This is a genomic window from Alkalisalibacterium limincola, from assembly GCF_008017755.1.
Taxonomy (GTDB): Bacteria; Pseudomonadota; Gammaproteobacteria; order Xanthomonadales; family Xanthomonadaceae; genus Alkalisalibacterium; species Alkalisalibacterium limincola.
On sequence record NZ_VRTS01000002.1, the window covers coordinates 31,575 to 47,954 of the forward strand.

Below are 16,380 nucleotides of genomic sequence, written 5' to 3' on the forward strand. Positions count from 1 at the left end.
GAGCGCTACCAGCCCGCCTCGCGCAGCAGCCGCTCGGAGGCGGGGTCGGCGGGTCGGGCCACCAGGCCGCCGCGCGGATTGAACACCACCTCGTAGCGCGCCCCATCGATCATCGGCATGTAGGCACCGCTGCCCCAGCGGGCGTCGACGAACGGCAGCCAGCGTGGATAGCGCTGGCGCAGTTCGGCCAGGCCCGGCAACGGGCTGTCGGCGAGGGCGTGGGCACTGCGCGGACTGCCAAGTTCATCGGCCGTGGTGGCGTAGCGGCCGGAGAGGCGTTCGAGCCGGTACACCGGGGGTGCGCCGGCGAGCAGCGCGGGCAACTGCCAGCGCACCACCTGGGCATCGAGCTGCCACTGGTCACCGTGCAGCGTGTAGTTGCGGTCGATGCCGTCGGCCAGCAAGTGCACCGCGAACTGCCGTGGGGCTTGCTCGGTGACGAGGATCAAGGCCACCGGCACGTCCTCGGCCATGCGCTTGAACTGGACCAGGCTCAGTGCCAGCAGGCCCAGCGACAGCGCCAGCACCACCATGACCAGGCCCGCCAGCATGCGCAGGGCGCGTGCCCTGGGGCGGCGTGGCTTGCGCAGCAGCGCAATGGCCAGCGCCGCGCACAGCAGGGCTGGAATACCGAGGATCCATAGTGGCGACATCAGGCACTCCGGTGCGGTTCGCGCCAGTATACTGGCGCGATGAAGACGGCCCCCCTGCGATACCTGCTTCCGCTCCTCCTCGTGCTGGCCCTCGCCGCGTGTGGCAACAAGGGCCCGCTGGTCATGCCGCCATCGCCGGTGCCCGCCGACCAGCCGAGGCAGGTGGACGAGCCCCTCGACGAGGACGAGTTCATCGAGGACGACGCTCCCGACGACGCCTCCGGCGCCCGCCGGGGCACGTGATGCCGGGCGTCGTACCGCCGCTGCGCTTTGCCAAGATGCATGGCGCCGGCAACGACTTCGTCATGCTCGACCTGCGAGGTGGCCGCGAGGCCCCCGACGCCGCGCTGCGCCGGCGCCTGGCCGATCGCTATTTCGGGGTGGGCTGCGACCAGCTCATCGCGATCACCGACCCGAAACGCCCCGAAGCCCTGGCCGGCTACCTTATCTGGAACGCCGACGGCTCCGTGGCGGGGCAGTGCGGCAATGGCGCACGCTGCGTGGCGGCCTGGCTGGTGCGCGACGGAGCGGCCAGGTCGCAGCAGTTCGAGCTCGATTCCCCGGCCGGGCCGATCCGCGTCGAGGCCCTGGCCGAGGGTGGGTTCCGCCTCGGCATGGGCCGGCCACGATTCGATGCCGCCGCGATCCCCCTTGCCTTGCCCGGCACGGGTCCGACCTGGCAGCTGGAAGGCCCGGGGGGGATGGTGACGTTCTCGGCGGTGTCGATGGGCAATCCGCATGCGGTCATCGAAGTGGACAGCATCGTGTCGGCGCCGGTGGCGCAGCTGGGCCCGTGGCTGCAGGCGCAGGCCTGTTTCCCGCAGGGCGTCAACGTGGGGTTCGCCCAGGTGCTGGCGCGCGATGCGGTCGCGTTGCGCGTGCACGAGCGCGGCGCCGGCGAGACGCTGGCGTGCGGCAGCGGGGCCTGTGCCGCGGTCGTGGCGCTGGCGCGACTGGGGCGTATCGACCGTCGGGGCGTGCGCGTGCGCCTGCCCGGGGGCGAACTGGTGATCGACTGGCCGGATGATGCGGCCGAGGTGATGATGGCCGGACCGGCCGAATTTGTTTTCGAAGGAGAGTTCATCGCATGAGTGCCGATCCGCGAGAGGGCATCGACGCCGACCAGGTGGCCGCCTGGCTGCGCCGTCACCCGCGTTTCCTGGAGCAGTTCTCCGACCTGGCGCAGTCGCTGGTGGTGCCGCGTGATTCCGGCCAGGCCACCTCGCTGGCCAGCTACCAGCTCGACGTGCTGCGCGACAAGAACCGCGAGCTCAACCGCCGCCTGCATGAGCTGTTCGCCAACGCCGAGGAGAACGAGCGCCTGGTCCAGCGCACGCACCGCCTGACCCTGACGCTGATGCGCCAGCGCAGCGCCGCCGACACGCTGCGCGCGATGGTGGCCAGCCTGCGCGAGGACTTCGACGGGGAACTGGTGCGCGTGGTGCTCTACGCACCGGTGCCGGGCCTGGAGGCAGATGCCGACTGGCTGATCACGATTGCCCGCGATGCGGCGGCGCTGTCGCCGTTCGCGCCGTTCCTGGCCACGGGTGAGGCGCTGTGCGGCCGCCTGCAGCCGGAAAAGATGGACCTGCTGTTCGGCGACGCGCAGTCCGACGTCGGTTCCGTGGCACTGCTGCCGCTGGACCCGATCGGCATGCTGGCCGTGGGCAGCCGTGACGGCTCGCGCTTCTACCCGGGGATGGGCACGCTGTTCCTGCGGCTGATGTCCGAGGCGCTGGTCGTTGCGATGGGCCGCTTCGGCGCGGACGAATAGGCGGCGGCATGGGCGCAGACAGCGCAGGCCTGGCACCGTCGGTGGAAGCCTGGTTGCAGCACCTCGCCGTCGAGCGCCGGCTGGCGGCCAACACGCTTGCCGCGTACCGGCTGGATCTCGAAGCGTTGGCGGCGTGGATGGCGCAGGCCGGCGTGGAGCGCCTTGAAGCGCTCGACAGCGAACACCTGCGCCGTTTCATCGCCGATGGCTATCGTCGGGGCCTGGCCGGGCGAAGCCTGCAGCGACGGCTTTCCGCCTGCCGCGGACTGTTCGGCCATCTGCTGCGGCACGGACGCATCAAGGCCGACCCGACCACCGGCCTGAAGGCCCCGAAATCGCCGCGCAAGCTGCCGCAGGTCCTGGACGCCGACGAGACCGCGCAACTGGTCGAGGTCGACACCGCCACGCCGCTGGGTTTGCGTGACCGCGCGATGCTGGAACTGTTCTATTCCTCCGGCCTGCGCCTGTCGGAGCTGTGCACGCTGCGCTGGGATGCTCTGGACCTGGCCGATGGCCTGGTGCGTGTGCTGGGCAAGGGCGGCAAGACCCGCCTTGTCCCGGTGGGACGCCATGCGCGCGAGGCCCTGGCGGCCTGGCGGGCCGAATCGGGCGGTCGCAACCCCGATCCGGTGTTCCCCGGCCGGGGCGGGCGGCCGATCGCCCCGCGCACGGTGCAGCAGCGCATGAAGCTTCTGGCGCAGCGCCAGGGCGTGTTCAAACGCGTGCACCCGCACCTGCTGCGGCACAGCTTCGCCAGCCACATGCTGGAGTCCTCCGGCGACCTGCGCGGCGTGCAGGAGCTGCTGGGCCACGCCGACATCGCCACGACCCAGGTCTACACCCACCTCGACTTCCAGCACCTGGCCCGGGTGTACGACGACGCCCACCCGCGGGCGAAGCGCCGCAAGGACGACTGAGGCGACCCGGTCCGGCAGCCGCCCGCCTCGCCGGCCGGGTGAATCCCGTTGCAATGCCGGCCGTGGCCGCCGGGGCCGGCCCTTGTCCCGGGCGCGCAATGCCCCCAGAAAGTGGGTTCGTCCCGAAGCGAGCCGCCGCATGTCCGACACCTTCCATGCCACCACCATCATCAGCGTGCGCCGCAACGGCCGGGTCGTCGTCGCCGGCGACGGCCAGGTGACGCTGGGCAACACCGTCATGAAGGGCAATGCGCGCAAGGTGCGGCGCCTGGCCGACGGCCGGGTGCTGGCCGGCTTCGCGGGTGCCGCGGCCGACGCGTTCACGCTGTTCGAGCTGTTCGAGGCGCAGCTGTCCAAGCACAACAACCAGCTGGTGCGCGCCGCGGTCGAACTGGCCAAGGACTGGCGCACCAACCGCCGCCTCGGCAAGCTCGAGGCGCTGCTGGCGGTGGCCGACAAGGACACCTCGCTGATCATCTCCGGCAACGGCGACATCATCGAGCCCGAGGACGGCCTCATCGCGATCGGCTCCGGCGGGCCGTTCGCGCTCTCCGCGGCCCGTGCGCTGATGGCGCACACCGAGCTCGACGCGCGCCAGGTGGCCGAGGAGGCGCTCAAGGTGGCCGGCGACATCTGCATCTACACCAACAACAACATCACCGTGGAGGCGCTCGAGTGAGCAACATGACCCCGCGCGAGATCGTCCAGGAGCTCGACCGCCACATCGTCGGCCAGTCCGATGCCAAGCGCGCCGTGGCGATCGCGCTGCGCAACCGCTGGCGGCGCATGCAGCTCGACGAGACGATGCGCAACGAAGTGACCCCGAAGAACATCCTGATGATCGGCCCCACCGGCGTCGGCAAGACCGAGATCGCCCGCCGGCTGGCGACGCTGGCCAATGCGCCGTTCGTCAAGGTCGAGGCGACGCGCTTCACCGAGGTTGGCTACGTCGGCAAGGACGTGGAACAGATCATCCGCGACCTGGCCGACACCGCGGTGAAGATGTTCCGCGAGCAGGCCAAGCAGCGCGTGCGCACCCGCGCCGAGGAGCGCGCCGAGGACAGGATCCTGGATGCGCTGCTGCCGCGTCGCCAGGCCGCGCCGATGGGCATGAACCTGGGTGATCCCGACGACCCGGCCGCGCAGCCCGACCCCTCGGACTCCTCGACCCGGCAAAAGCTGCGTCGGCAGCTGCGCGAGGGTGCGCTGGACGAGCGCGAGATCGAGCTCGACCTGCAGATGAGCATGGGTGGCGTGGACATCATGGCGCCGCCGGGCATGGAGGACATGGGCGCCCAGCTCAAGCAGATGTTCCAGGGCCTGGCCGGCGGCAAGACGCAGAAGCGCAAGCTGAGCATCAAGGTCGCGCGCCCGCAGCTGATCGAGGAGGAGGCCGGCAAGCTGGTCAACGAGGACGAGATCCGCCAGCAGGCCGTGGAGGCCTGCGAGCAGAACGGCATCGTGTTCATCGACGAGATCGACAAGGTCGCCAAGCGCAGCGAAGGCGTGGGTGCGGACGTCAGCCGCGAAGGCGTGCAGCGCGACCTGCTGCCGCTGGTGGAGGGTTCCACCGTGAACACCCGCCATGGATCGATCAAGACCGACCACATCCTGTTCATCGCCTCGGGCGCATTCCACGTCGCCAAGCCCTCGGACCTGATCCCGGAGCTGCAGGGCCGCTTCCCGATCCGCGTCGAGCTCTCGGCGCTGGGGCAGAAGGACTTCGTGCGCATCCTGACCGAGCCGCACTGCTCGTTGTCCAAGCAGTACCAGGCGCTGCTGGGTACCGAAGGCGTGAGGCTGGAATGGACCGACGACGCGATCGAGCGGTTGGCGGAGATCGCCTTCGAGGTCAACGAGCGCCAGGAGAACATCGGTGCCCGCCGCCTGCACACGGTGCTGGAGCGGCTGCTCGACGAGCTCAGCTACGCCGCGCCGGACCGCGACGGCGATACCGTGAGCGTCGATGCCGCCTACGTCGAAAAACACCTCGGCGACCTGGTAAAGGACGTCGACCTGAGCCGCTACATCCTCTGACCGCAAGGGCGAGCCCGACACACATGAAAATCCGCACGATCTTCCCGACCCTGCTTGGCCTGCTGGTGCTGGCCGGCCCGACCGAGGCCAGCAACCCCGACGAGGTGGCCGAGCGCGTGCGCGGCCTGATCCAGGCCAGCAACGCCCAGGACGTCGATTCGATCCTGGCCTCCACCACCGAGGACTTCCGCTGGATGATGGTCAAGGGCGACCGCGTCGAGGTGGAGGTCGATGGCCGCACCGACCTGGAAAGCTGGTTGCACGCCTACTACGGCGCCACGCCCGGTGCACGTTCGGAAATCGGCGAGGTGCTGGTCGACGGCAGCTACGCCACGACCATCGAGACGATGCACTGGAGCACCCCGGAAGGCGACGAGCGCAAGCAGTCGGCCACCAGCGTCTACCACGTCAACGACGAGGGGCTCATCCGGGCAGTGTGGTACTTCCCGGCCCAGGGCCCGGCCGATGGCCCGGCGACGGGCGGCGAGTGAGCATGGCCACGCCGCGGCCCACCGACATCACGCTGCACCGCGCCTCGCACCGGCTGGAGGTGGCCTTCGACGACGGCAGCCGCTTCGAGCTGCCCTGCGAGTACCTGCGCGTGGAGTCGCCCAGTGCGGAAGTGCAGGGCCACGGCCCCGGACAGAAGGTGCTGGTGGCCGGCAAGCGCGACGTCAACATCAACGCGATCGAACCGGTGGGCCAGTACGGCGTGAAGCTTGTCTTCGACGACGGGCACGACAGCGGCATCTTCAGCTGGACGACGCTGCACGAGCTGGGCACGCAGCACGAGCAGCGCTGGGCGGACTACCTGGCGGGCCTGCAGGCGCGCGGCCTGTCGCGCGAGCGCTGAGCACGGCAGCGCACCTCCTGCGATAATCCCCGCCATGAACGACACCGAAAAGCATCCCGGGCCCGGCCCGGACGCCGAGCGCCGCGACCCGACCACCCACTTCGGCTTCCGCGACGTGCCGGTCGGCGAGAAAAAGAAGCTGGTCGACCAGGTGTTCTCCTCGGTGGCGGGGAAGTACGACCTGATGAACGACTTGATGAGCTTCGGCATCCATCGGGTCTGGAAGCGCTATTTCGTCGGCACCTCCGGGGTCAGGCGCGGCGACCGCGTGCTCGACCTGGCCGGCGGCACCGGCGACATCGCCGCGCTGATGCACGAGCGCGTCGGCAGCGACGGCGAGGTGGTTCTGGGCGACATCAACGCGGGCATGCTGCGCGTGGGGCGCGACCGCCTGACCGACCGCGGCCGCGTCGCCGGACTGCGCTACGTGCAGCTCAATGCCGAGGCCTTGCCGTTTCCCGACGCCAGCTTCGACCTGGTCACGATCGCGTTCGGGCTTCGCAACGTCACCGACAAGCAGGCGGCGCTCGGCGAGATGCATCGCGTGCTCAAGGTGGGCGGGCGTGCCCTGGTCCTGGAATTCTCGGAAGTGAAGTCCGACGTGCTGCGTCCGCTTTACGACTTCCACAGCTTCAGCGTGCTGCCCCGCCTGGGCAAGCTGTTCGCCAACGACGCCGAGAGCTACCAGTACCTCGCCGAGTCGATCCGCAAGCATCCGCCGCAGGACGAGCTCAAGGCGATGATGGAGGCGGCGGGTTTCGCGCGCTGCAGTTACCGCAACCTGTCCGCCGGCATCTGCGCGATCCACAGCGGCTACCGGATCTGAGCCCGGAGCCGGGGCGGCGTCCCCGGTCGGCACGCAGCCCGGGGCCGTGCAGCTGCGGGCCGCACGAGCGGACTGAGCGCGGTCGGGACCGCTCCGGCAGGGTCGGGTCAGACTGTTAAACTCAGGTTATTGCCCACGGACACACGCTCATGACCCGGACCCTTCTGCTGGCGCTTGCTCTGCTGTTCCCGGCCCCTTTGCTGGCCGACGCTTCCGAGGCCACGGTCGCGGGAGAGGCGGTCGACACCAGCCGTCGCGCCGATGAGCACTCCCATGCCGAGCCCGACCGGGTCCGGGTACGCCACCTGCATCTCGACCTCGCGGTCGATTTCGAGGAGCGGCGACTGGCGGGTTTCGTCGACCTGCACCTGGACTGGCAGGACCCGCGTTACCGCCGGCTGCACCTGGATACGCGCGAGCTCGAGGTCGAGCGCGTCGTGGGCCGCAATGGCGATGGCCCCTGGCGCCGCCTGCGCCACACCATCGAGCCGCATGACCCGGTCTTCGGCAGCCGCATGGTGGTGCGCATGTCGCGGCAGTACGACCTGGTCCGCGTGCACTACCGCACCTCGCCCGGCGCGTCGGGTCTGCAGTGGCTGGAGCCGTCGATGACGGCCGGCCGCGAGCACCCGTTCCTGTTCAGCCAGTCCCAGGCCATCCACGCGCGCAGCTGGGTGCCCTTGCAGGACACGCCTTCGGTGCGCTTCACCTACAGTGCCCGCATCCGCACGCCGGCGGAACTCATGGCGCTGATGAGCGCGGACAACGACCCGCAGGCACGGCGCACGGGCGATTATCGCTTCGTCATGCCGCAGCCGATCCCCGCCTACCTGATGGCGATCGCGGTCGGCGACGTGGTGTTCGAGCCGATTTCAGCGCGAGCCGGCGTGTGGGCCGAGCCCTCGGTCGTGCAGGCGGCGGTCGAGGAGTTCATCGACACCGAGCGCATGATCGAAGTGACCGAGGCGCTGTATGGCCCCTACCGCTGGGAGCGCTACGACCTGCTGATCCTGCCGCCCAGCTTCCCCTACGGCGGCATGGAGAACCCGAGGCTGAGCTTCATCACGCCGACGGTGATCGTGGGTGATCGGTCGCTGACCGCCCTGATCGCCCACGAGCTGGCGCACAGCTGGTCGGGCAACCTGGTCACGAATGCCAGTGCCAAGGATTTCTGGCTCAACGAGGGCTTCACCCGTTATGTCGAGAACCGCATCGTCGAAGCGGTCTATGGCACGGAGCGGGCCGCGATGATCCGGGTGATCGGCAAGAACCGCGTGCGCGGCGTGATGCAGGGCATGGACGAGGAGGAGCAGCGGCTGGTCAGGGCACCCCTGCCGGGGCAGGATCCGGACGACGCGCTCTCCGCGGTGGCCTACGACAAGGGCGCCTGGTTCCTGTACTTCCTGGAGGAGCGCGTCGGGCGCGAGGCGCTGGATGGCTTCCTGCGCGGCTATTTCGACCACTTCGCCTTCCAGAGCATCTCCAGCGACGACTTCATCGCCTATTTCCGCCAGCACCTGATGGCGGCCCACCCCGAGGCGATCAGCGAGGACGAGTTGCAGGAGTGGCTTTATGGCAGCGGCATCCCGGACTCGGCACCGGTGACGCGCAGCGAGCGCTTCGACGCGGTCGACGCCGCGCGCTCGGCCTGGCTGTCGAGCGAACAGGCGGCGCGTGAGCTCGACTCCGGGGAATGGTCGACGCAGGAGTGGATCCACTTCCTGGAAGGCCTGCCCCGCGAGCTCGAGCCGAACCAGCTCATCGAGCTCGACGAGGCCTTCGGCCTGACCGGTACCGCCAACGGCGAGCTTGCCGAGCGCTGGTATCCGCTGACCGTGCGCAGCGGCTACTTCGAGGCGCGTCCAGCCCTGGCGGCGTTCCTGCGCAAGAACGGCCGACGCAAGCTGATCATGCCGAGCTACCAGGCTTTGGCGCAGTCCGAGGAAGGGCGGGCGTTCGCCCGCCAGGTCTTCGAAGAGGCGCGCCCGGGCTACCACCCGATCACGATCGCTTCGGTCGAGGCGGTCCTGGCCGGGCCGGAGTCGGCGGATTGAGCCCGCCACGGCGACGCGCGCTGGCAGCCCTCTTCGTGCTGCTGGTGGGCGTGCTTGCGCTGCTGGCCTGGCGGCCAGAGCTGGCGCTGGAGGCGGAATTTGCGCGCCAACGCGCTGCCGCCGGGGCCGACCGGTTCGAAATCGATGCCGCCGGCCATCGCTGGTCGGTGCTGGCGTCCGGCCCGAACGCGCGCCGCTGGTGGTGCTGGTCCACGGCTTCACCGGCAGCAAGGAGAACTGGCTGCCCCTGATGGCCGAGCTGGGCGACGGCTTCCATGTGCTCGCACCCGACCTGGCGGGCTGGAACGAAAGCTCGCGCGTGGAGGGTGGGGACTACGGCGTGGTCGCCCAGGCCGCGCGTCTGGAGGCCTGGCTGGATACGCTGGGCGCCCGTCCGGTCGTGCTGGTGGGGCATTCGATGGGCGGGCACATAGGCGGGCTGCTCGCCGTGCGGCGCCCGGACCTGGCCCCGCGGCTGGTGCTCATGTCCGCCGCCGGCGTGGAGTTCAGCGAGAACGATTTCGCGCGCCTCGTGCTGCAGGGCGGCAACCCGTTCCAGGTCACCTCGCGCGAGGAGCTCAAGCGCCAGCTGGATCTCGTGTTCAGCGACCCGCCCTGGGTGCCTTGGCCGGTCGATGCCGCGATGGTGCGCCGCCGTGCGGCGGATGCCGGCTTCGAGTCCGACGTGCTGGACCGGGTCGGGCGAGGGCCCGAGGCCTTCGCGCTGCAGGCGCAGCTGGGCCGGATCGAACAGCCGACACTGCTGCTGTGGTGCCGAGGGGACCAGGTCATCGACGTATCCGCGGCCGACATCATGGCCGCGGGCCTGCCGGATTCGCGCAAGGTGGTGCTGGAAGGCTGCGGCCACATGCCGTTGATGGAGGAGCCACGCCGCGTGGCCGCGGCATTGCGGGCCTTCATCGCCGAATAGGCACGTCCGCGGGCGGGTAAGGGCGGCTCAGTCCCAGAGGAAACGACCACAAGCCCGGTAGGTGTCGCCTTCGAAGTCCAGCGTCGCACTGGCCTCGAACGCTTCCCCGCTCATCGGGTCGGCGCAGTCCTCGCGGCGGATCGTGAGTTCGACCGCCTCGCCGTCGACCTCGCCGCGGTAACCGGTGACGCCGTTGTCGCCGGTGAACGGCTCGCTGCGTTCCACCGTCACTTCGCGCTGGCCGTAATCGAGCGCCAGGCGCATCTGCGGCGCCTCGCCCATGTCCACTTCGACATGCCAGCCGGGCTCGCTCCCCACGGCCCGGAAGCCGACGTCGCGTTCACGGGCTTCGGCCCAGGGCGAGCGCGCATCCGCGTCCAGCGCGGTGCAGTCGAAGGTCTCGCCGTTGAGCGTCAACCGGGCCTCGTCCACGCCGCGGGTCCAGAACTCGGGATCGCCTTCGCCGTAGCGGGCACCGGAGGCGGAGACGTTTGCGGCAGGTGGAGTTCGCGGCCGCTGATGTCGAGCAGGACGCCCTGCGGGGAGAAGCGCGCTTCGATGCGCATCTCCCCGCACAGGTAGGTCTGGCGGACGTCGGCCACGACCGGCGGTTCAATGGGCTCGGGGGGCATGTCCGGCGTGGCGGCCGGCGCCGGCTGCGTGGCCGGTGCGGCGGTGCGATCGTCGGGTGTCTCGCGTTGGCAGCCGGCCAGGAGGACGGCCAGGGCGATGGCGGCGAGCAGAGGGGGCGCAATATTGCGCGAGGGTGCGGGGGGCATGCAGGCTCTCCTTTCCCGGGCGCTGTCCCGGGCCACCCGTCGATCCTACGACAGCGGGCCGGCATTGCAAATGACGACGGCGCCCGCAGGCGCCGTCGTCGGTCTCGACCGGGGAACTGTCCTCAGTCGGCCATCATTTCCTCGCGGGCGGCACGGAACGGGTTGCCCTCGTACCAGTTCGGCCAGCGATCGGAGTTCGCCAGCTCCCAGCCCACGCCGTAGAGCGCCTGCAGGTCCAGCATCACGCCGCTGAGGTCCCACTCGGGGTCGAAGTGGTCGCCGGGCTTGTGGTAGCGGTTGACCCGGTAGTCCTCCTCGATCGCCGCCACGTGCTCGCGGCCGTGCTCGACGTGCTCGGTGCCGCCCTTCGCGTAGAGCGCGGGCACGCCGGCCTTGGCGAAGTTGAAGTGGTCGGAGCGGAAGTAGTAGCCCGCGTGCACCGCGGCCTCCGGCACCAGCGTGCGGTTCTGCAGCGCCGCGAGCGGCTCGAGGATGTCCTCGAGCTCCGAGTTTCCCTTGCCCACGACGATGAAGTCGGTGGTTTGCCCGACCGGCAGCATCGCGTCGATGTTGATCGCGGCGACGGTCTTTTCCAGCGGCACCACCGGATCGGCGACGTAGTAGGCCGAGCCCAGCAGGCCCGACTCCTCCAGCGTCACCATGAGGAACAGCACCGAGCGCTTGGGCGGCTCTTCCGCGGCCTTCATCTGGGCGGCGATCTCCAATAGCGCGGCCACGCCGGTGGCGTTGTCGATCGCACCGTTGTAGATGCGGTCGCCGACGCCGCCGAACACGCGGCCCAGGTGGTCCCAGTGGGCCATGTACACGACGACCTCGTCGGGCTTCTCGCTGCCGCGCAGCAGGCCCATGACGTTCGGCGACTCGCCGCGGCGGCTGACGCTTTCGACCGTCGCGTTGAGCTTCGCGTCCAGCGGTACCGCGGTGAAGCCCGCCGTGCCGGCGGCGGTGTACTGCTCCTGCAGGTCCAGGCCGGCATGGGCGAACAGGTCGCGGGCCACGTCGGCACTGATCCAGCCCTGCAGCGGCAGGCGCGGGGCGGTGTCGACGTCGGGCGGCAGGTCGAACTGCGCGCCGGTCCAGCTGTTCTCCACCACGCCCCAGCCGTAGCCCGCGCCGCGGTCGTCATGAACAATCAGTGCTGCGGCGGCGCCCTGGCGGGCGGCTTCCTCGTACTTGTAGGTCCAGCGACCGTAGTAGGTCATCCGCTCGCCCTCGAACATGTCCGAGTCGATGTGGAAGCCGGGGTCGTTGACGAAGATGACGACCGTCTTGCCCTCGACGTCGAGGCCTTCGTAGTCGTTCCAGTTCTGCTCGGGCGCATTCACGCCGTAGCCGACGAACACCAGCTCGCTGTCCTCGACGCTGACGGTGGACTGGCCGGTGCGGGTGCCGATCACCATCTCGCTGCCGGAGGCCAGCGTGCGGGTCTCCTCACCCATCACCAGGTCGATCGTGGTGTCGGGGGCGGCGGTGGTTTCGACCATCGGCACCGTCTGGTACCAGCTGTCGCCGTTGCCGGGCTCCAGGCCGATGCGCTCGAAATGCTCGCGGATGTAGTTGATCGTCAACTCTTCACCGCGGCCGCCCGGGGCACGGCCCTCGAACTCGTCGGAGGCCAGCGTCTGCACGTGCGCGGCGAAGTCCTCCTCGCGCATCTGGCTGCTGAACTCGTGGCCTTCGACGGGCGGCAGGGCGCCGTTCGCTGGGCCCCTCGGCGGCGCGGTGCCTTCCGCAACCGCGGGCGCGTCGGCCTGGCTTGGCGTGGTCTCGGTGCCGGCCGGCGGCGTTTCGCTGGAGCAGGCGGCCAGTCCCAGTCCGGCCAGTGCGGCCAGCAGGGCGGTGCGAAGCTTCGGTGTGGTCATTGTGCGTGGGTTCCCTCGGCGGAATGATCCCCCGATTGTAGCCACAACCGGCCCGTGGCCGGGCCGGCTGTTACTGTGTAACGCATTGATCGGAAAGCAAACAGGCTTCCGCGACTGGCGACAGCTCAGGGGCGGTCACCGCTGAAGCGCTGCGGCTGCGCGCCCTCGACCTCGCCGATGCGGGCGCTCTCGTGGACGTGCAGTTCGACCTCGCGCTTGAACACCAGGCGGCCGCGCACCTCGCTGTCCGGGCCAATGATGATCGTCGGCGTGCGGTTTTCGCGGCTGCCCCAGCTGATCAGTCGGCGCGGTGCCTCGGCGACGGTCAGGTCGCCATCCACGCGCGTGCCCGGGCCGAGGTCGACACCGCCGTTGACGGTCTTGATTCCGCCGTTGACCTCGGTCCCGACCAGCTTGATCTGGCCGTTGACCGTGCCCACGTCGCCGCCGATGCGGCTGCCCTGGCCGAAGGTGATCGCCCCGTTGACGGTCTCGATGTCGCCGGACACTTCGACCCGGTCGCCGGCGCGCACCGCACCGTTGACCGTTTCCAGTCCGCTGGCGCGGGCACCGTCGGCAATGGAGATCGCGCCGTTCACGGTGCTGGCCGCCCCGACGGTGGCATCGGCCTCGATGCGGACGGATCCGTTGACGGTGCTGAGCTTGCCGTACTCCTGGCCCGCCTCGGCGGTGACCGAGCCATTGACCTTGCTGATGTCCTGCGGCTGTGCGATGGCCGGACCGATGGCCATGGCGCCGATCGCCAGACTGAGAATGATGTTCTTCATGCGAATCCTCCCTGGAACGCTGGATTGGGCCGGCATTGGGGCCGGCTTGGATACAATCGACCTTTCCGCGCCGCGTTTCCCGTGCCGGAATGCACCCCCCGACGCAACGACGGAGCCGACGTGAGCCGACCCAAACCCATCGTGCTGCTGATCCTGGACGGCTGGGGCCATCGCGAGGATGCCCCCGACAACGCGATCGCCCAGGCGGATGCACCGAACTGGCGGCGTTTGCTGGAGGAATGCCCGCATACCCTGATCCACACCGAGGGGCGGCACGTCGGCCTGCCGGACGGGCAGATGGGGAATTCCGAAGTCGGGCACATGAACCTGGGCGCGGGACGGATTGTCTACCAGGACCTCACCCGCGTGGATGCCGCGATCGAGGACGGCAGCTTCGCCCGGAACCCGGAGCTGGTGGCGGCCTGTTCGGCGGTCTCCGATGGACACACCCTGCACGTGATGGGCCTGCTGTCCCCGGGCGGCGTGCACAGCCACGAAAACCACATCCTGGCGATGCTCGACATGGCCAAGGCGCAGGGCGTGGCCCGGGTGGCCGTGCACGCCTTCCTGGATGGTCGCGACATGCCGCCGCGCTCGGCACGCGCGAGCCTGGAGCGGCTGCAGGCGGCCTGCGAGCGGCTCGGCAATGCGCGTATCGCCAGCGTATGCGGCCGTTACCACGCGATGGACCGCGACCAGCGCTGGGACCGCCTGCGCACCGCCTGGGACGCGATCGTCGAGGGTCGGGGGCAACAGCAGGCCGCGACGGCGCTGCAGGCGCTCGAGGCGGCCTACGCGCGCGATGAGAACGACGAGTTCGTCGCCGCGACCGTGATCGGGGACGGCCAGCCGATGGCCGACGGCGACGCCGTCGTGTTCATGAACTTCCGCGCCGACCGCGCCCGCCAGCTCTCCGCGGCCTTCGTCGATCCGGAATTCGAGGGTTTCGATACGCGCCGTCCGGACCTGGCCCGCTTCGTCTGCCTGACCCAATACGATGCGCGCCTGCCGGCACCGGTGGCGTATCCGCCCGAGGACCTGCGCAACACGCTGGGCGACGTGCTGGCCGAGAACGGCCTGAAGCAGCTGCGCATCGCCGAAACCGAGAAGTACGCGCACGTCACGTTCTTCTTCTCCGGCGGGCGCGAGCAGCCGCTGCAGGGCGAGGAGCGGATCATGGTGCCGAGCCCGCGGGTGGCCACCTACGACCTGCAGCCGGAGATGAGCCTGCCGGAACTCACCGCCAAGCTGGTCGAGGCGATCAACAGCCAGCGCCACGATGTCGTGGTGTGCAACATCGCCAACCCCGACATGGTCGGCCATACCGGGGTGCTGGCTGCGGCGATCAAGGCCGTGGAGGCGGTCGACGTCGCCCTGGGCGAGATCCGCTCGGCGGTCGCGTCGGTGGGCGGCGAGCTGCTGGTGACCGCCGACCACGGCAACCTGGAGCAGATGAGCGATCCCGGGACCGGGCAGGCCCACACCGCGCACACCGTGGGACCGGTCCCGCTGGTTTACGTGGGGCGCGGCGCGAGCTTGCGTGGGGGTGGGGCATTGCGCGACGTGGCGCCGACCGTGCTGGCCCTGATGGGCATCCAGGCACCGGCCGAGATGAGTGGCCGGTCGCTGGTGGCGTTGGCCTGAACGCGGTGCGGGCCCCCTCCAGGCCGCGCGCCTGGCTTGTGCTGGCAGTGCTCGCACTGCTCGTGCCGCTGGCCGGTCTTCCCGCGCAGACGCCGCAATCGGCCCAGGAGCGCGCCCGCGAGGAGGCGCGCGCGGAGGGCGAACTCGAACGGATACGCTCGGAGCTTCGCGAGCTGGCCGAGGCCCAGCAGCGCCTGGAAGGCCAGCGCAGCAGTGCGTCCCAGGCCCTGCGCGAGGCCGATGCCGCGGTTGGAACCGCCGTGCGCGGACTGCGCGACACCGAGGCGGGCATCGCCACCCAGGAAGGACGCCTGCGCGAGCTCGAGGCCGAGGCCAGCGCATTGGAAACGCGGCTTTCCGGCCAGCGCGAGGCGCTTGCGGCGCTGGTGCGCTCGGCCTATGCCCTGGGCCGCCACGAACAGCTCAAGCTGCTGCTCGCCCAGGACCGCATCGGCGACCTGGCGCGGGTGCTGGCCTACCACCGCTACGTGCAGGAGGATCGCAGCGAGCGCATCCGCGGCCTGCTCGACGAGTTGCAGGTGCTGGCGGAGCTTTCCGAGCAGGTGCGCGAGCGCCGTACGGCCCTGGCCGCCAGCCAGCTGCGGCAGCAGCAGCAGCTCGCCGAGCTCGAGGCGCAGCGCGGCGAGCGTGCCGGCGTGGTGGCCGAACTCGAAGCCCGCCACCAGGCCGGTGCCGAACGCATCGCCGCGCTCGGCCGCGACCAGGAGGCCCTGGGGAAATTGCTGGAACAGCTGCGCGACGTGCTGGCCGACGTGCCCCGGCAGCTCGACGACGCCACGCCACTGTCGCAGCGGCGTGGGCAGTTGCCGTGGCCGCTGATGGTGCGCGGCTGGTGGCCTTCGGCGGGTCGATGCCCGACGGCCGGGCGGCCCAGGGCTGGTTGATCGCCGGTACCGCCGGTGCCGAGGTGCGTGCGATCTCGCATGGCCGGGTGGCGTTCGCCGACTGGCTCAAGGGCTACGGCTTGATCGTCATCGTCGACCACGGCGATGGCTGGATGAGCCTGTATGCGAACAACGACGCCCTGCTCAAGGATGCCGGCGACTGGGTGAGGGCGCGCGAGCCGGTGGCCACCGTCGGCAGTTCAGGTGCCCAGGGCCGGCCGGCGCTGTATTTCGAGCTGCGCCGCGAAAGCAGGCCGGTGGACCCCGCCAGCTGGCTGCAGCGCCGCTGATCGGCGCCCGGCGGCGCTGGCAACCGGGGGCGGTGGCCCACATAAT

The 16,380-nt window shown here is 70.1% G+C and carries 19 protein-coding genes and 1 pseudogene; 15 read left to right on the forward strand and 5 right to left on the reverse strand.

Annotated elements, in window-relative coordinates; genetic code table 11:
* Positions 1–5: 5 nt before the first annotated feature.
* The gene (locus FU658_RS03105) at positions 6–653 is read right to left on the reverse strand and encodes a hypothetical protein (protein ID WP_147890762.1); all 648 of its coding nucleotides are present in this window, start codon (positions 651–653) and stop codon (positions 6–8) included.
* A 39-nt stretch (positions 654–692) separates the two neighbouring features.
* Between FU658_RS03105 and lptM the strand changes: the two genes are divergently transcribed.
* From lptM to FU658_RS03160, 12 genes are all read left to right on the forward strand, one after another.
* Positions 693–896, forward strand: a complete 204-nt coding sequence (lptM, locus tag FU658_RS03110; protein WP_147890763.1) for an LPS translocon maturation chaperone LptM — start codon at positions 693–695, stop codon at positions 894–896.
* Positions 896–1,744 (forward strand): diaminopimelate epimerase, encoded by an 849-nt coding sequence (gene dapF / locus FU658_RS03115; protein ID WP_147890764.1) that lies wholly within the window; start codon positions 896–898, stop codon positions 1,742–1,744. Before lptM ends, dapF begins: the two co-directional genes overlap by 1 nt.
* A complete protein-coding gene (locus FU658_RS03120; RefSeq protein ID WP_147890765.1) occupies positions 1,741–2,427 on the forward strand; it encodes a DUF484 family protein in 687 nt (228 codons plus the stop codon). The genes dapF and FU658_RS03120 overlap by 4 nt, the downstream gene beginning before the upstream one ends.
* Positions 2,428–2,435: 8 nt before the next feature.
* Complete coding sequence (gene xerC, locus FU658_RS03125; RefSeq protein WP_147890766.1) at positions 2,436–3,344, forward strand: tyrosine recombinase XerC; 909 nt, start codon at positions 2,436–2,438, stop codon at positions 3,342–3,344.
* A 139-nt stretch (positions 3,345–3,483) separates the two neighbouring features.
* Positions 3,484–4,023: an ATP-dependent protease subunit HslV gene (gene hslV / locus FU658_RS03130; protein WP_147890767.1), complete on the forward strand. Its 540-nt coding sequence runs from the start codon at positions 3,484–3,486 to the stop codon at positions 4,021–4,023.
* 5 nt (positions 4,024–4,028) lie between these two features.
* Positions 4,029–5,381: an ATP-dependent protease ATPase subunit HslU gene (hslU, locus tag FU658_RS03135; protein ID WP_147891068.1), complete on the forward strand. Its 1,353-nt coding sequence runs from the start codon at positions 4,029–4,031 to the stop codon at positions 5,379–5,381.
* A gap of 23 nt (positions 5,382–5,404) precedes the next feature.
* Positions 5,405–5,872: a nuclear transport factor 2 family protein gene (locus tag FU658_RS03140; protein ID WP_147890768.1), complete on the forward strand. Its 468-nt coding sequence runs from the start codon at positions 5,405–5,407 to the stop codon at positions 5,870–5,872.
* Positions 5,873–5,874: 2 nt separating this feature from the next.
* Complete coding sequence (locus tag FU658_RS03145; protein WP_147890769.1) at positions 5,875–6,234, forward strand: gamma-butyrobetaine hydroxylase family protein; 360 nt, start codon at positions 5,875–5,877, stop codon at positions 6,232–6,234.
* A gap of 34 nt (positions 6,235–6,268) precedes the next feature.
* On the forward strand, positions 6,269–7,060 hold the full coding sequence (gene ubiE / locus FU658_RS03150) for a bifunctional demethylmenaquinone methyltransferase/2-methoxy-6-polyprenyl-1,4-benzoquinol methylase UbiE (protein ID WP_147890770.1): 792 nt from the start codon (positions 6,269–6,271) through the stop codon (positions 7,058–7,060).
* A gap of 149 nt (positions 7,061–7,209) precedes the next feature.
* Positions 7,210–9,114: a M1 family metallopeptidase gene (locus FU658_RS03155; protein ID WP_147890771.1), complete on the forward strand. Its 1,905-nt coding sequence runs from the start codon at positions 7,210–7,212 to the stop codon at positions 9,112–9,114.
* Complete coding sequence (locus tag FU658_RS14270; RefSeq protein WP_187265880.1) at positions 9,111–9,365, forward strand: hypothetical protein; 255 nt, start codon at positions 9,111–9,113, stop codon at positions 9,363–9,365. The genes FU658_RS03155 and FU658_RS14270 overlap by 4 nt, the downstream gene beginning before the upstream one ends.
* Entirely contained in the window at positions 9,314–10,045 is a 732-nt protein-coding gene (locus tag FU658_RS03160) for an alpha/beta fold hydrolase (RefSeq protein WP_187265881.1), read from the forward strand. Before FU658_RS14270 ends, FU658_RS03160 begins: the two co-directional genes overlap by 52 nt.
* A gap of 27 nt (positions 10,046–10,072) precedes the next feature.
* On the opposite strand, the gene FU658_RS03165 is transcribed toward FU658_RS03160, so the two are convergent.
* From FU658_RS03165 to FU658_RS03175, 4 genes and pseudogenes are all read right to left on the reverse strand, one after another.
* The gene (locus FU658_RS03165) at positions 10,073–10,477 is read right to left on the reverse strand and encodes a hypothetical protein (protein WP_255505381.1); all 405 of its coding nucleotides are present in this window, start codon (positions 10,475–10,477) and stop codon (positions 10,073–10,075) included.
* A 9-nt stretch (positions 10,478–10,486) separates the two neighbouring features.
* A pseudogene (locus tag FU658_RS15920) lies at positions 10,487–10,621 on the reverse strand (hypothetical protein); the annotation flags it as partial.
* Positions 10,622–10,946: 325 nt separating this feature from the next.
* Positions 10,947–12,707: a M28 family metallopeptidase gene (locus tag FU658_RS03170; protein WP_147890774.1), complete on the reverse strand. Its 1,761-nt coding sequence runs from the start codon at positions 12,705–12,707 to the stop codon at positions 10,947–10,949.
* 125 nt (positions 12,708–12,832) lie between these two features.
* Positions 12,833–13,495 (reverse strand): DUF4097 family beta strand repeat-containing protein, encoded by a 663-nt coding sequence (locus tag FU658_RS03175; protein WP_255505383.1) that lies wholly within the window; start codon positions 13,493–13,495, stop codon positions 12,833–12,835.
* Positions 13,496–13,615: 120 nt separating this feature from the next.
* On the opposite strand from FU658_RS03175, the gene gpmI reads away from it, so the two are divergent.
* From gpmI to FU658_RS03190, 3 genes are read left to right on the forward strand one after another with little or no spacing between them, the layout of a single operon-like run.
* A complete protein-coding gene (gene gpmI, locus FU658_RS03180) occupies positions 13,616–15,139 on the forward strand; it encodes a 2,3-bisphosphoglycerate-independent phosphoglycerate mutase (protein ID WP_147890775.1) in 1,524 nt (507 codons plus the stop codon).
* Positions 15,140–15,186: 47 nt separating this feature from the next.
* Entirely contained in the window at positions 15,187–16,044 is an 858-nt protein-coding gene (locus FU658_RS03185) for a murein hydrolase activator EnvC family protein (RefSeq protein WP_147890776.1), read from the forward strand.
* Positions 15,993–16,334 (forward strand): murein hydrolase activator EnvC family protein, encoded by a 342-nt coding sequence (locus FU658_RS03190; RefSeq protein WP_222708347.1) that lies wholly within the window; start codon positions 15,993–15,995, stop codon positions 16,332–16,334. Before FU658_RS03185 ends, FU658_RS03190 begins: the two co-directional genes overlap by 52 nt.
* The last annotated feature ends 46 nt before the right edge of the window (positions 16,335–16,380 follow it).